Source organism: Burkholderia sp. S171 (assembly GCF_009766085.1).
Taxonomy (GTDB): domain Bacteria; phylum Pseudomonadota; class Gammaproteobacteria; order Burkholderiales; family Burkholderiaceae; genus Caballeronia.
On sequence record NZ_LMUF01000049.1, the window covers coordinates 1 to 15,071 of the forward strand.

The following is a 15,071-nucleotide window of genomic DNA, read 5'->3' on the forward strand; positions in this document are numbered from 1 at the left end:
GTTTTCTTTGCTTCGTTTCTTTGCCGCTTTGGGCAAAGAAATGACGTGCCGCCACGCACAGTGGCTAACAGTGATAAAGAAATTAGCCAAGTCAGACAGACCGCTAACACGGAAAGCAGCAACCCGGCATTGACTTAGACCGCTAACGTCAGACCCTAGCAACTCGGCACCAACACGAGCCACCGGCAGAAACAACGGCAGAGAACCCCCACCAGCTACCAGCCTTTGGCTGAACAAAGGCCCCTATCGCGAGGCTGTCTGCGTTTGCCCAACATTACGATCATTCCAAACCACGGCGTTATTAACGGCATACAACCGGCATGGATCGCTGCTCTGCTTCTGGCAGCCGTTCAACGCCACCGACATTGGGTCGTCGCCCCCTTCCGCCCACGACCACGCGCCCGAATCCGACACTGCGAACGCGCGGCTCGAATACTGATGCAGAAAGTTTTGGTAACCCTCGCGGCCGCGTTCATCGACGAACGGCACGGCAGTCACGGCCTCCACGGTTGCATAACCCGTCGGCGACGGCGCCTGCGGATCCGAAACCTGATACTGCCGATCCGTCGGCATGCCAACCTCCTCAAGGAAGGTCTTCACGCGCGGCCACCAGATCGCCACGCCATCACGATCCCCAACCAGCCGATGCGCATCGTTCTTATACGCGCCAAAATTCACCATATCGGCCTTAGCACCGTGCGCGCTATACGACGCAAACATTTCGTCAGGCAAGTTGCCCTGCCACACCGAGTCGTTGGTCCCGTACATCCACAACGATGGCAACTTCACGTGCTCACCGTATTCACCAAACGCGCTCGTCAGGTTTTTCTGCCAGCCGGGACACTCGTCCTGACGCAGGCCACCGGAGAAATTGATCAGTCCGCGCACGCCCTTCGCCTCATTCGCTTCGCGCGCGCCATACGCCATGGTCACCAGCCCACCGTGCGAAGCGCCCGCCACCACCACATGGCGGCCGTCGACAAACGCTTGTTTGTCCATGTAAGCCACCGTGGCCGCCACGTCGCGCGCCTGCGTGAAACCGTTGGCTTCGACGTCGCAACCGTTGCCGGTATATTCCCCGCCCGATTCCGCAAATCCTCGGCGATTCGGCACGACAACCACATACCCGTGGCGCACGAATTCGCGCGCAAACGCGATCGGACGCGCGCGCGTCTGGTCATGTGCATTGCCAGGGAGCTTGCCGTGATTGAAGACGACCATCGGGAACGGACCCGGGCCATCCGGTTTGAAGATGGTGGTTTCAAGCGAGATATCGCCCGAAGGCACTTCGATGACGGACTCGTTGAGATTTGCTTCAACAACGGGAAGCGAGGGGGCGAACGACTGTGGCACCGTGCCGAAGGCGGGTGCCTCGAGATTCGCGTACTGCTGCGCTCCCGGGAACGGCTCTGCAAGCGCCGAGGCGGACACCGCCGCGAGCGCGCACACGATGACGCAACCTGACAACACTTGCCTAAATGCCATCCCCGAAACTCCACCCGCTTCTCGACCCGGCTGATTTCTCGAAGCACGAGCCAGCTTATTGTCACAATCCATCGATCCGGACGTTCGTACTGTCAATCAGTATCACTGGTCGGATCGTCAAGCCATGTCCCGAATAGACATGACAATGGGCTTCAATACGCAACACCGTCGCGCCGGCAGATATTTAGCTTATGAAACAGCAACTTAATATCATTCGCCAGCGACTGGCGAAAAGCTAGAGTACCCGGACAAAATGAATAGGCGCAATTAGAAAGTACCCGCGCGGCACACTAATTTTTCGACGAAAGCAGACGTTAAGGAAATTATTGCCGCGACGCAGCAAGATTCGCGGCTACAACGGTTTAATCGCGGAGATCACCGTCAACATAACGCCACAGCCCGGCAGCATCGCGTTCGAACCGGCTTGTCTCATGGAGCCGGAATGCCCGTCCGCCAAGTTTGTAGCGCGCGACAAATTCGACCTCGGCGTGATCGGCGTCAACGGGCGTGTGGCGCTTTATCTGCAGGCCGAGCCAGCGGGTGGCGGGGTCCGCTGAGGTTTCCAGATCACGGGGGCAGGTGGTCTCGGCCCAGGTTGCGCGCAAATACGCCGTGTTGCCAAGCACGTAGGCGGTGTAGCGCGAACGCATCAGTTCCATTGCGTTGCCCGCATGCGCGTCGCCTTCTATGAAGCGTCCGCAACATTCCACGTAGCGAGGCGGCCGTTTGGCAGTGGTCGAGCCCGGCGACGCGCCGCCGCACGGGCAATCTTCGACTTCTGTCATACGTCGTCGACGCCCGGCATCTCGATGTGCCGCGGCTGCGCCTTCACGCGTGCAAGCCATGCGCGAATGGCCGGGTACCGGCCGAGATCGAGGTTGGCTTCATCGGCGACATGGGTGTACGCATACAGCGCAATGTCCGCGATGGTGTATTGCTCATCAACGAAATACGTTCGCGTCGCGAGATGCGTCTCCATCACGTCGAGCGCGCGATACGAGCCGGCGGTTTTCTCGGGCAGGCGAGGATCGTCAGGGTGTTTGACGAACTGAAGAATGAAGCGCGCAACCGCGACGTTGGGCTCGTGACTGTATTGCTCGAAGAACATCCATTGCAGCACGCGTGCCCGCGAAAGACGGTCCGTCGGCAGTAGCGACGTGCCATCGGCGAGGTAAAACAGAATCGCGTCCGATTCGAACAGGCAGGTGTGCTCATCGATCTGCAGCACTGGAACCTTGCCGTTTGGATTCAACTGACGAAACGCGTCGGTGCGCGTGGCGCCGTTCATCATGTCTACTTCGTGCCAGACATACGGCCGGCTCAGTTGTTCGAGCGCAAGCCGGACCTTGTAGCAATTCCCCGATGACGCCACACCGTGTACTTGATACGCCACTTCGTGTCCTCTTCGTTTGATCGAAACGCTCACATCGGGAACCGTACTAACGTACCGCGCTCACCACGCGAGCGGCGTGCCGTCGTACTGCACGAACGAGCCGTTGAATTTTTTCGGGTTAGCAGCGGCCGCTGCAATTACCGCGCGCATTCCGGAAATGCTGTGCGCCGGTTCGATCGCCGCCGACGACCCGCCCATTTCGGTGCGCACCCAGCCCGGATGCAACGCGATACACGTCGAGCCCCGCGCTTCCAGCGACGTCGCCTTCAACGCCGCATTCACCGCGGCCTTGCTCGCGCGATACAGCCAGCCCGCTGTCGCGTTCATTTCCGTGATTCCGCCCATCTTGCTCGACAGCACCGCGAGCACGCCATGCGCGGCGTCGGTATGCGGCCGGAGCATGGGGAGCAGTTGCATCGGGCCACGAACGTTGGTGTGCATGACCTGATCGAAATCTTCGGACGTGATGGTCTCCGCGTGTTCCGTTCGCGGTCCATACACGCCCGACACAATGATGGCGACATCCAGCTTCTCGCCATCAAGTTGCCCGCCGAGCGCGGCGATCTGCTCGGGTTGGGTTGTGTCGACTGAGAAGGTTTTTGCACCCATGGCGTTGAGTGCTTCCAGCGACTCTGCGTTGCGAGCGGTGGCGAGCACGCGCCAGCCGTCGCGGCAATAGGCTCGCGCGAATTCGTGGCCGAGCCCACGCGATGCACCTACGATCAATACGGTTTTCATATCGTTCTCCTGCCCGAAGCTCAGATGCACTAAACCAGTTCGATACCCATCGCCGTCGCTTCTCCGCCGCCGATGCACAAGCTTGCCACGCCGCGTTTCAAGCCGCGCTGACGCAACGCGCCGATCAACGTGACGAGAATCCGCGCGCCCGATGCGCCGATCGGATGTCCCAGCGCACACGCACCGCCATTGACGTTGACCTTATCGTGCGGCAAGTCGTGTTCCCGCATGGCAGCCATCGCGACGACGGCAAACGCTTCATTGATCTCGAATAGATCGACTTCGTTCGCGCGCCAGCCGTTCTTATCGAGCAGCTTGCGGATCGCGCCTACCGGCGCTGTCGTGAACAACGCCGGTTCCTGCGCGAACGTGCTGTGTCCGACGACCCGCGCGAGCGGCGTGACGCCGAGCCGTTTCGCTGTCGATGCCCGCATCATCACGAGCGCGGCGGCGCCATCGGAAATAGACGATGCATTCGCAGCCGTCACCGTGCCGTCTTTGGCGAACGCGGGTTTGAGCGTCGCGATCTTGTCGATATTCGCCTTGAACGGCTGCTCGTCGTGATCGATAACAGTATCGCCCTTGCGTCCCGCGACCGTGACCGCTGCGATTTCCCAATCGAACGAACCGTCTTCGTTGGCCCGCTTCGCTCGACGCAGCGATTCCACCGCAAACGCGTCCTGCGCTTCCCGCGAAAATTTATACGACCCGGCGCATTGCTCCGCGAACGCGCCCATCAGCTGGCCCTTTTCGTACGCGTCTTCAAGGCCGTCGAGGAACATGTGATCGAGCACCTGGCCGTGGCCCATGCGCATGCCGCCACGCGCCTTGGGCAGCAGATACGGCGCATTGGTCATGCTTTCCATCCCGCCCGCGACAATCACGTCCGCCGAGCCGGCAAGCAGCATGTCGTGCGCGAACATGGCGGCGCGCATGCCCGAGCCGCACATCTTGTTGACCGTGGTGCTGCCGACGGACAGTGGCAGGCCCGCGCCGAGCGCGGCTTGCCGCGCAGGCGCCTGGCCGAGTCCGGCGGGCAGTACGCAACCCATCACAGCTTCTTCGATCTGCTCAGGCTTCAGCCCGGCGCGCTCAACCGCGGCGCGGATTGCGACCGAGCCGAGTTGCGGCGCGGTCACCGTGGCGAAGTCGCCTTGGAAAGCAGCCATCGGCGTACGAACAGCCGATACGATCACCACCGGATCATCTGCAAAATCAGTCATGTTTCAGCTCCTTGATCACACCTTTCACGATTGCCGGGACATCGCCGAGACGGGCGGCATCGGAGGCGAGCACATCGTTCTCCGATGAATGCGCGCCACCGCGCGCCAGCGCCGCGATGCATTGCTGATAGGTCGGCTCGACTTCTTCCGACCCGTTGATCATCATGCCCATGTTGCGCACACGGCCGTCGTGCACGCCGTAGGTCCAGCCGTGCACCGTGATCTCCTGACCACGCGCCCACGCGTCGCGCAGGATGGTCGTATGGCACACGTTCACGGTCTGTTCAATCGTGTTCAGTTCCACCAGCCGACGATTGCGCGCCTCGCCCATCGGCCATTCTTCGAGCAGCCCGGCGTGTTTATCGCGGACGTCTTCCACGTGACGCAGCCAGTTATCGGCCAGACCGACGCGCCGGCCCACGAGCGCTGCACCCACGCCTGAACAGCCGTAGTGCCCGACCACCATGATGTGCTTGACCTTCAGCAGGTCGACCGCGAACTGGATCACGGACAAGCAGTTGAGGTCCGAGTGAACGACCACGTTTGCAATATTCCTGTGCACGAACACCTCGCCCGGCGGCAAGCCGATGATCTGGTTCGCCGGCACGCGTGAATCCGAGCAGCCGATCCACAAATATTCGGGCGCTTGCTGATGCGCGAGTCGGGAGAAATACTCGCCATCTTCCGAGAGCTTGCGATCGACCCACTTCAGGTTGTTATCGAATAGGTGCGAGAGCGGGTTGTTGTCTTGGCTTTCAGGTGCGTCGATGTTGTCGATATTGGACATGGTGTTCAGTGCGGATAGGTTTCATGCGGCGCGTGCTGCGGGAGCACCGTCCAGAAAACGCTCAGGATAACGAACGCAAAAACGGATGCCGCGTTCGTACGGGAAGAATTCGGCGAGCTCGCCGTTAAGGATCTGTTCCTTGTGCCTTTGCCAGAGAGCGGGGTCGAAGAAATCGGGGTGATGTTTCATGAACACGTTGCGCACGCGCGGGTCGCCGAGCAGGAACGTGTCATAGGTTTCGGGGAAGATGTCATGCGGCCCGACCGTGTACCACGGCTCGCCCGACATCTCGTCTTCCTCATTGCGCGCTTGCGGCACTCGGCGCACGTTGCAGTCGGTCAGGTACTCGATCTCGTCGTAGTCATAGAACACGACGCGGCCGTGACGCGTGACGCCGAAATTCTTGTAGAGCATGTCGCCGGGGAAGATGTTCGCCTGGATCAGTTCCTTGATCGCATCGCCGTATTCCTTGATGCCATGCTCGATTTCCAACAGCGTGCCGTTCTGCAAATACAGGTTCAACGGCGTCATGCGGCGCTCGATGTAGAGATGCCGGATCACGAGGTTATCGCCTTCGTATTCGATCATCGAAGGGACTTCTTTCGTGAGCTCTTTCAGCAGGGCGTCGTCGAGGCGCGACAGCGGTAACGCGACGCTGGAATATTCCAGCGTGTCGGCCATGCGTCCGAGCCGGTCGTGCCGTTTGACGAGCTGATACTTGTCCTGGATTTTCTTGCGCGTGGTTTCCTTCGGCGGCGGAAAGGTGTCCTTGATCAGCTTGAACACATACGGAAACGACGGCAGCGTGAACACCAGCATCACAAGTCCCTTGATGCCCGGCGCGATGACGAATTTATCGCTGGAATGCGACAGGTGATGCAGCAAGTCGCGATAAAACAGGTTCTTGCCCTGCTTCTGCAAGCCCACCGATGTATAGATTTCCGCTTTCGGTTTGCCCGGCATGATCGAGCGCAGGAATTGCACGTACGCGGACGGCACTTCCATATCGACGAGGAAGTACGAGTGCGAGAAGCTGAAGATGATCAGCACTTGTTCGCGCTGCAGCAGGACTGTATCGAGCGCGAGCAGGCCCGGAGACGCGTGACGCACGGGCACGACGAACGGTATCACCAGATCGCCGTTGATGATCCGGCCCACTATATACGCCGCCTTGTTGCGAAAGAATAGCGACGACAACACGTGAATCTGGAAATTAGGCGCTGCCTTGAACTCGCCGAACGCTTCGGTAATGGCTCGCATCAGGCACTGGACGTCGCGCTGCAGATCTTCGAACGGCGGCTCGAGCTGGAAGTTCGTCACGATCCGTTCAAACGTCGCGCTGAGCCCGTCTTTACTCGGGTAATACGCGCGATACGTCGGCTTGGCCGCAGGTTCGTCGTTCTCGATGTACTCCGTCGAAATAGCCGGCCGCACGAAAATGAAGTCGTTGCTGAAGTACGAACGATGCAGGATCTTGCAGCACACCGAGTTGAAAAACGTCTCCGCGCACTCGGGCTGCCGGTGCGACGTCAGCAAGCCGATGTAATGCAGCTTGATCTGCTGCCAGATTTCATCGTCTATACGTTGGGCGTCGTACTCGTCTTCCAGACTTATCACGCACTCTTCCACCCGGTCGTCGTACGACGTAATGCGTTCGCGCGCGAGCCGCTGCAGCGCGTGCCAGTCGCCGGCCTCGAATAGCCCCTTCGCCGCGATGGCGGCATCGCGAAACACGCGATAGTGACGGTCGAAGCCTTCGAGCAGCGTTTCCGCGACATCGAAGCCAATCTGCGACGACAGCAACTTGGGAAAGTGATTCATATCGGGTATGCACTTCGGGTGGTGTCGTTCAACGCGCGCTAAGCGCGCTTCGTGATCACGTCTTTACGCAATTTATAAGTGTCAAATCCGGCTTCGAATCCGGCCGATATTGTATCGCCGGACATTTTTGGTTCCTGGACGGCGGCCGTTCTTGCTCGTCGTGAGCTCAAGACACCTTCGCGCTTTTCTCCTGAGCGGCGAGTGCTCCAGCCGCCCTGCGTGCAGGTTTTTCAGCGTTCGCTGAAAGCAATGCACGCCCTTGCGCTTCGTATACCGCAAGCTCGGCGAGCGTTGCGTTCAGGTCGTCCAGTTGCCGCTCCAGCACCGCGCGATGCGCCGCGATGGTGTCGAGAAACGCGTGTAACTGGGCGACCGTCCCGGTCGGCGAATCGTAGAGATCGAGCAGCCTGCTCACCTCCAGCAACGTGAATCCAAGCCGTTTGCCGCGCAGCGTCAGCTTGAGCCGCGTGCGGTCGCGCGCCGAATATACGCGACGCATGCCGTTCGTGCCTACGCGCGCCGGCGTGAGCAAGCCCTGGTTCTCGTAGAACCGGATCGCGCGCGGCGTGATCTCGAATTCGCGTGCCAGCTCGGTAATGGTGTAGCGCGTGTCTGTCATTGAAATTACAAGGTTCCCAACGCTTTTCTCAAGCCGACGTTAAAATGCAGGTTAACGTTAGCGTCAACTTGGCGGCAATGCAACAACTGACAACCCGGAGACCCGACCCGCATGAACCCGCTCGAACAGCAACTCGATTACGTTTTCGCAGACCGTCTTCCTGAGAGCGGCCACACGATGGAAGTCACGCACGGCGTGTTCTGGGTGCGTATGCCGCTGCCGTTTGCGCTCGACCACATCAACCTGTGGGTCATGCGCGACGAGATCGACGGCGTGGCGGGCTGGACCGTTATCGATTGCGGTATTTCAGACGAAACCATCCGTGCGAACTGGGAAAACACCTTCGATACGCTGCTCGACGGCCTGCCGGTGCTGCGCGTGATCGTCACGCATTGCCACCCGGACCACCTCGGTTTGGCGGACTGGATCTGCAATGGCGGCGATAAGAAACGATGGGACCCGGTCAGGCTCTGGATGTCGCTTGGCGAATACGCGATGGGCCGCGTGATGTCCGCCGGCGATGGTTCCGACGCGGGCGGCGAGCGCGCGGCGCGGCACTTCGCGCGCCATGGCATGACGGACCCGGCATCGCTTGAAGCGCTGCGCAAGCGCGATACGTATTACCCGAAGCTCGTGCCGTCCATCCCGCCGGTTTATCGCCGGTTGCGTGATGGCGACACGCTGAAGATTGGCGGCCGTGAGTGGGAAGTGGTGACGGGGTTTGGTCATTCCCCTGAACATTGCGCGTTCTTCTGCGCAGAGACGAAAGTGCTGATTTCCGGCGATATGGTGCTGCCGCGCATCTCGACTAATGTCTCAGTGTTTGCAATTGAACCGGAGGGAAATCCGCTGGCGCTGTTCCTGGGTTCGCTGGACCGCTACGAGTCCCTTCCCGCCGATACCCTCGTGCTCCCTTCGCATGGCAAGCCGTTTCGCGGCATGCATACGCGCATCGGGCAGCTTCGGGATCACCACGCGGCGCGCCTCGCAGAAGTGCGGGAAGCCTGCGCGATCAAACCGCAAAGCGCCGCTGACATTGTTCCGCTCATGTTCAAGCGCCCGCTTGATGTCCACCAGATGACGTTCGCGCTCGGCGAAGCGCTGGCGCATTTGCATCTGCTCTGGCTGGAGGGCGAACTCGTACGCCATACCCATGACGAAGACGGCGTGATCCGCTTCTCACCGAAGTAAAAAAGCCGGGCGTTTGAACGCCCGGCTTTTTCGGTGAACTACGGGATGAGCTACAGCAGTGCCTACTGAACCTCGACGTTCGCGAAGTTCTGCCGTCCGAACGGACTCACACGATATCCACTGACATTGCTGCGCGTAATCGCGGAAGCCGTCGGATACCCAAGCGGAATCCACAGCGCCTGATCGTGAATAATCTGCTGGGCTTCGGTATAAGACTTGGTCCGCTTGCCCAGGTCCGCCGTCTCCTTGCCTTCATCGATCATACGGTCCAGCGTCGGATCACAGAAGCGCGCGAAGTTGATGCCCGAACGCACCGCGGCGCAACTGAATAGCGGCGACAGATAGTTGTCCGGATCGCCGTTATCGCCGGCCCAGCCCATGAACAGCATGTCGTGCTGACCCTGCTTCGCTTCCTTGATCAGCTCACCCCATTCGATCACCTTCACCTGCGCCTTCACGCCGATCTTCGCCAGATCCGCCTGCAGCAACTCCGCGCCAACTTTAGGATTCGGGTTCAGCACGCTGCCATTCGGACGCACCCAGATGGTTGTATCGAAGCCATTGGGGAAGCCTGCATCGGCGAGCAGTTTCTTCGCGCGATCAACCGAATACGGATACGCCGTGATCTGCTTGTCATAGCTCCACGTGTTCGGCGGGTACGGATTCACGGCAGCCGTCGCGGTGTTTTCGAAGACCGTCTTCAGGTACGTCGTACGATCGAAGGCGATGTTCAACGCCTGGCGCACCTTGGGGTTATCGAGCGGCTTTTTCTGCGTATTCAACGCGACGAACGCCGTCATGAACGCCGGCGTCTCGACCACTTTCAACGAGCTGTCCTTCTTCGCGTCGACCACGTCCTGCGGTTTCGGCGACAACGCGATCTGGCATTCACCCGCCTTGATCTTCTGCGCGCGCACCGAGGCATCGGGCGTGATGGCGTAGATCAGCCGGTCCACTTTAGGCTTGGGTCCCCAGTACGTGGGGTTGACGTCGTAACGGATCACGGCGTCTTTCGTATAGCTCTTCAGCACGAACGGACCGGTGCCGATCGGCTTCGCGTTCAGGTCGGTTTCGTGGCCGGCCTTGAGCAACTTGTCGGCGTATTCGGCCGAATAGATCGATGCAAAGCCCATGGTCAGGATAGGCACGAAGGTCGCGTTCGGCGTGTTGAGCTCGAACTTGACGGTGTTGTCATCGACCTTGGAGACGGACTTGATCAGCTTGACGAGACCCATGGACTGCGCGTGCGGAAAGCCGCTTGCGCCGGCCACCTTGTGCCACGGGTTGCTCTCCGAGAGCATGCGGTCGAAGGAGAACACGACGTCGTCGGCATTTAGTTTTCTCGACGGCGTGAAGTAGTCCGTGGTCTGGAACGCCACATTCGGCCGCAGATGAAACGTGTAGGTCAGGCCGTCGGGGCTCACGTCCCATTTTTCGGCTAGCGCGGGCGTGACCTTTTTCGCGACTTCATCGTAGGAGACGAGCGTGTTGAAGATCACATCCGCCGATGCGTTGGTCGTCACCAGCGAATTGAATTGCACGACGTCGAAGCCATCGGGGCTCGACTCGGTGCACACAGTGAGCGGTTTCGCGATCGCGAGCACCGGCGCGATGGCCAGTACAGCGGCTGCGAGCATTCTGAAGCGCATGGGATCTCCCGTTACGAACGTGGTCGCAAGTGTTAGTCAGTCAGACGTTTCTTGTTTGGCGGTTGCAGCTTATTGTACGGTGCGCTTCGTCGGATGCGTCAGCGCAACGAAACGACAACAAAATGGCACCGAAACTGCAACGAATTGGCCTCAGTGGCCGTCGCTCAGGCCGTAGCTTACTGAACCGTTATTTCCGCCACAACGACCGATTCGGGATATCAATATAGGGTTGGTGACAGTTTCTTGACCATCTCCGTGCGCGGTTGCCTAATCCGCAGACCCACGCTAAACTCGTGGCCGTCTTTGGGGAGTAGCCTTCCTTCCGCAATGGGAGGAGGACGCGTCAACATACTCGGCTTGTTAGCCGTGGCGCGTTCGACCGGTCAGGTTTGGCGAGACCATGGGTGCATCTTGTCGTTCACGGTCGGACGGCGCGGGATTGCACCCTGGTTCGCTGACGTCCGACCGTGAAATCATCGTGTCTCCAAAACAAAAACACCCCAGGCCTGCCCCAGGCCACACTCTGCGTTCGTCGGTTTCTCTACCGCTGTTCCACCATTTCCGTGGCTTCCCCTGCTCGCCGGCTTCATCGCGAGGTGCCGCATGACGCTGCTTTTCCTGCAACTCGCGCTGATGCTCGTGGTGATCCTGGCGGCATCGGAACTCTTCACCAACGCGCTCGAACATCTCGGCGAAAAGCTCGGCATCTCCGAAGGGGTCACGGGTTCGCTATTCGCGGCTATTGGCACGGCGCTGCCGGAAACCACCGTGCCGATCATTGCGTTGATGGGCGGCACAGCCAGCCGCGCGGTGAATGAGGAAATCGGCGTAGGCGCGATCCTCGGTGCGCCATTGATGCTGGCGACCTTATCGACGTGCCTGATGGCCGTCGCCGTGCTCAAGACGCGTGGCCTCAAAGGCGTCGTCGCCCCCGAACATAGCGGTTTCACCCGCGATCTCAACTTCTTCCTGTGTGCATTCCTGATCGCGGCGGGCGCCATGTTCGTCCCGCATCACGCATGGGAAGTGCGCGCGTTGTTCGCCGCAGGACTGGTCGGCGTGTATGTCACGTATGTGGTGACGACGTTCCGTGCGTCCGCCAGCCTGGTCGAAAAGGGCCACGGTACGGAAGCGCCTGAGCGGTTGCTGGTCTCGCGCTTCGGGTTGCCTACCTCGCTTGCGACCATCGTATTGCAGATGGTTCTGGGCGTGGTGTTGCTGGTTGGCGGTGCGAAGGGGTTTATCGCCGGCGTGGAAGGGGTATCGCAAGTGCTGGGGATATCGGCGCTGCTGCTCTCGCTGATCATTATTCCGATCGCGACCGAACTGCCCGAGAAGGTCAACAGCATCATCTGGGCGCGGCGCGGCAAGGATACGTTGGCGTTCGGCAACATCACCGGCGCGATGGTGTTCCAGGGCACGCTGCTGCCGGGTATCGGCATCATGCTGACGCCGTGGGAGCCGCGCGTGGAGGTGATGACCGGCGTTTTCATCACGCTCGTGGCAGCCGCGTGGCTGCGCCTCAACGCGAAGAAGGGCGGGATCGTGCTGTGGGCGCTGCTGGTGAACGGCGGACTTTATGCGCTGTATCTGGTGCTGACGCTGGGGCGCTAGCCGATAATAAAACACCCCGGACACACATAGGTGGCCGGGGTGTTGAAGCAGTCAAAGCGCTACGCGCGTGGTTTTGTTGTTGTCTTTTCAGAGTCACAGTCACAGTCGGCACAAGGCGGCGTACCGGCCTCGCCCCGTTCTCACGATCAGAACTTGGCAGCCTGGTGATACTTGCTGGCAGCCTGGACCTTCTTCATCGCCGAACTGTATTCGATCTGCAATTCCGACTGCGTGGTATTCGCGTCGGCGGCAATGGCGGCATCGATTGCCTGAATCCTCTTGATTACCTCCATGGCCGTTGCGTCCTGTTCCGGCGTCAACTCCATGAAAAGCGGGGTCCGCTCTTCAGTCAGGCGGGCCGCTTCCTGCCAGTCCGCCATGGCCGCTGCGTGCTGGATCGCGAGCGTCAACTCGAGCAGGCGGTCGATCAAGCTGTTCTGTTCCATGTCGATTTATCCTTAGCGGACTTCAGCAGCTTAGCTGCTCGCTCCTGTTGCGAGTGCACCTGCGCTATTCGTGCCGCCGAACAGTTGCGTCAGGTACTGCGAGTTGTTGTTCATCGTCGCCATCAGCGTATTGAGCGCCGTGAACTGCGCCTGGTACTGGCTCGTGAGCTGCGCCGTGTAGGCGGTCAAGGCGGTTTGCTGCGTCGTGATGCTCTTGAGGTCGGTGTTCACCGCACTCTGGCTGTTCGCAATCAAGCCGCCCGTACCCAGGAACGAGTTCAGGCTTGTCGTCACCTGCGCGGCCACGCCGGTCGTCGAATTGAACAGCGCCGACACCCCCGACGGGTTGCTTTGAAGCGCAGCGGCGAGCTTCGTGGGATCGATTACCAGCGAGCCCGCTGGCTGCGTCGCGCTGGCTTGCCCCTGTAGCGTGATCCCGATGGCTCCGAGGGAGATTGTCGAATTGCCGTTCTTCACGCCGCTGCCGACAATTTCCGCCAGCGTGTTCTGGATGGTGGCAAGCATCGGGTTGGAGGCCAACACGCCGCCTTGCGTACTCGCTGCCTGCGAGTTGTCGTTGCCCACCTGGCCGTAAGTGGTGACCAGGGTGTTATAGAGGGTGACAAAGCTGTTGATCGCGGTGGAGGCAGACGCGGTGTTCTGTGCCACGGTCAGTGTCTGCGGCGTACCGGCCGGCGTGCCGATTGCGGCAGCGGTGAGGTTCAGCGTGACCCCCTGGAGTGCCGTGGTCACCGAGTTGGTGGAACTTGTCGCTGCTGTCCCGTCGATCTTGAACTCGGCATCTTGCGCGGCCGTGGTTTGCGTCCACGCGCTCGTGCTCACCGCCGACGTGAAGGTCGATGCAGCCCCGCTGGTGCCGGCAGTGGACGTAACGCCGAGGCTGGACAGGCCAGCATCGCTCGCGACGTTGCTCACTGAAACATTGATCGTGTTCGATGCACCCGTGGCCGAGGAGCGCAGGACCAGATGCGCGCCGTCCGTGCCGGTCACGACCGTGGCCGTGACGCCGGGATTGGTTGCCGACGAGTTGATCGCGCTGGCAATGCCGCTGATGGTGTTGTTCGACGACGTGATGTCGAGACTCATCGACTTGCCGCCGACGGAGATGCTCATCGTGCCGGTGCCGAGCGCTGTCGTCGCGCCGAATGCCGCCGACGATAGCGTCTGGGCGGCGGCAATTTGCGTGACCGCGACAGAATACGTACCCGCTGACGCGGTGCTGTCAGTGCTTGCCGTCAGTCCAGTACCGTCCGCGGTCGCGGTGAACTGGCCGAGAGCGGTGCCGTTTGATAGTGAGGCGATACCAGCCTGCAAGGCGGACAGTGCCGCTTGCAACGCGCCGATCGCCGAAAGTTGGGTGTTGTCGTTCGTCTGTTGCGCGGAAAGCGTGGCGGTCTGACCTGCCACCTTCGCGTTGACGAGGCTCGTGACGAGCGATGAGACATCCAGCGACGAATTGCCCGTAGAACCGCTGATGATGGATTGTGCGGCGGACGCCTCGGCTGCTTGCGTGGCGGCTAGGGTGGCAGCTGCTGTGGCCGCGGCCGTGCTGGAGGCGCTGGGAATCGTCGACATTGAAATGCTCCGTACGTCGGTTTTGCTTTCGAGCCTGAATGATAAACGTTTGTAAAACGTGTAGGGGAGGCAAGCCTCCCCGGGCAACACAGTCGGCCGGCGCGTGGTGCAATGCGCCGGCCGCTACCGCAAAAGCTATTACTGGAGCAGCTTCAAAACTTGCTGCGGGTTCGAGTTGGCTTGCGCCAGCACCGAGATACCTGCTTGTTGCAGCACTTGCGCCTTGCTCAGGTTAGCCGTTTCTGCAGCGAAGTCGGCGTCCGTGATTTGCGACTGGGCGCCCGACAAGTCGGTCGACTGCGATTGCTGTGCCGAAGAGATCGACGTGAAACGGTTTTGAGCAGCGCCCAGGGTTGCCTGGATGTTGTTGACCGTTGCGAGTGCGTTGTCGATCGATTCCATTGCAGCGTTCGCGCCGGCCGTCGTGCTGACGTTGACTGCCGAAATTGCCGGGGGTGCATTGTTGCTGGCAACCGTCGACAGCACGCCACCGGCGGTACCCGTACCTG

At 60.4% G+C, this 15,071-nt stretch carries 14 protein-coding genes and 1 riboswitch; of the genes, 2 read left to right on the top strand and 12 right to left on the bottom strand.

Going from position 1 to position 15,071, the window contains the following annotated elements; translation table 11 throughout:
* Window positions 1-243 precede the first annotated feature (243 nt).
* From GSQ93_RS28775 to GSQ93_RS28810, 8 genes are all read right to left on the bottom strand, one after another.
* Window positions 244-1,485, bottom strand: coding sequence for a dienelactone hydrolase family protein (locus GSQ93_RS28775; RefSeq protein ID WP_158939062.1), 1,242 nt, complete (start codon window positions 1,483-1,485; stop codon window positions 244-246).
* Between the two features lie 362 nt (window positions 1,486-1,847).
* Complete coding sequence (locus GSQ93_RS28780) at window positions 1,848-2,270, bottom strand: YchJ family protein (protein WP_158939063.1); 423 nt, start codon at window positions 2,268-2,270, stop codon at window positions 1,848-1,850.
* Entirely contained in the window at window positions 2,267-2,878 is a 612-nt protein-coding gene (locus GSQ93_RS28785) for a glutathione S-transferase family protein (RefSeq protein ID WP_158939064.1), read from the bottom strand. Before GSQ93_RS28785 ends, GSQ93_RS28780 begins: the two co-directional genes overlap by 4 nt.
* Before the next feature lie 60 nt (window positions 2,879-2,938).
* Entirely contained in the window at window positions 2,939-3,616 is a 678-nt protein-coding gene (locus GSQ93_RS28790) for an SDR family oxidoreductase (protein WP_158939065.1), read from the bottom strand.
* Between the two features lie 29 nt (window positions 3,617-3,645).
* Window positions 3,646-4,839: an acetyl-CoA C-acetyltransferase gene (locus GSQ93_RS28795; protein WP_158939066.1), complete on the bottom strand. Its 1,194-nt coding sequence runs from the start codon at window positions 4,837-4,839 to the stop codon at window positions 3,646-3,648.
* Window positions 4,832-5,626, bottom strand: coding sequence for a carbonate dehydratase (gene can / locus GSQ93_RS28800; protein WP_158939067.1), 795 nt, complete (start codon window positions 5,624-5,626; stop codon window positions 4,832-4,834). Before can ends, GSQ93_RS28795 begins: the two co-directional genes overlap by 8 nt.
* Before the next feature lie 21 nt (window positions 5,627-5,647).
* Window positions 5,648-7,447, bottom strand: a complete 1,800-nt coding sequence (aceK, locus tag GSQ93_RS28805) for a bifunctional isocitrate dehydrogenase kinase/phosphatase (protein ID WP_158939068.1) — start codon at window positions 7,445-7,447, stop codon at window positions 5,648-5,650.
* Between the two features lie 166 nt (window positions 7,448-7,613).
* The gene (locus GSQ93_RS28810) at window positions 7,614-8,066 is read right to left on the bottom strand and encodes a MerR family DNA-binding transcriptional regulator (RefSeq protein WP_158939069.1); all 453 of its coding nucleotides are present in this window, start codon (window positions 8,064-8,066) and stop codon (window positions 7,614-7,616) included.
* Between the two features lie 111 nt (window positions 8,067-8,177).
* On the opposite strand from GSQ93_RS28810, the gene GSQ93_RS28815 reads away from it, so the two are divergent.
* The gene (locus GSQ93_RS28815) at window positions 8,178-9,257 is read left to right on the top strand and encodes an MBL fold metallo-hydrolase (RefSeq protein ID WP_158939070.1); all 1,080 of its coding nucleotides are present in this window, start codon (window positions 8,178-8,180) and stop codon (window positions 9,255-9,257) included.
* Window positions 9,258-9,319: 62 nt separating this feature from the next.
* Here GSQ93_RS28815 and GSQ93_RS28820 read toward each other — a convergent pair whose 3' ends face one another.
* Window positions 9,320-10,906: an ABC transporter substrate-binding protein gene (locus tag GSQ93_RS28820; RefSeq protein ID WP_158939071.1), complete on the bottom strand. Its 1,587-nt coding sequence runs from the start codon at window positions 10,904-10,906 to the stop codon at window positions 9,320-9,322.
* 289 nt (window positions 10,907-11,195) lie between these two features.
* A riboswitch (yybP-ykoY riboswitch) is annotated at window positions 11,196-11,370 on the top strand.
* Between the two features lie 139 nt (window positions 11,371-11,509).
* Between GSQ93_RS28820 and GSQ93_RS28825 the strand changes: the two genes are divergently transcribed.
* Entirely contained in the window at window positions 11,510-12,520 is a 1,011-nt protein-coding gene (locus GSQ93_RS28825) for a sodium:calcium antiporter (RefSeq protein WP_158939072.1), read from the top strand.
* Between the two features lie 146 nt (window positions 12,521-12,666).
* Here the strand turns inward: GSQ93_RS28825 and fliT are convergent, their stop codons facing one another.
* The 3 genes from fliT to GSQ93_RS28840 all read right to left on the bottom strand — a co-directional run.
* Window positions 12,667-12,966, bottom strand: coding sequence for a flagellar protein FliT (fliT, locus tag GSQ93_RS28830; protein ID WP_158939073.1), 300 nt, complete (start codon window positions 12,964-12,966; stop codon window positions 12,667-12,669).
* A gap of 30 nt (window positions 12,967-12,996) precedes the next feature.
* The gene (gene fliD, locus GSQ93_RS28835) at window positions 12,997-14,562 is read right to left on the bottom strand and encodes a flagellar filament capping protein FliD (protein WP_158939074.1); all 1,566 of its coding nucleotides are present in this window, start codon (window positions 14,560-14,562) and stop codon (window positions 12,997-12,999) included.
* A 138-nt stretch (window positions 14,563-14,700) separates the two neighbouring features.
* Window positions 14,701-15,071: flagellin (locus tag GSQ93_RS28840; RefSeq protein WP_254074112.1), on the bottom strand; the 371-nt coding region annotated here is incomplete at its 5' end.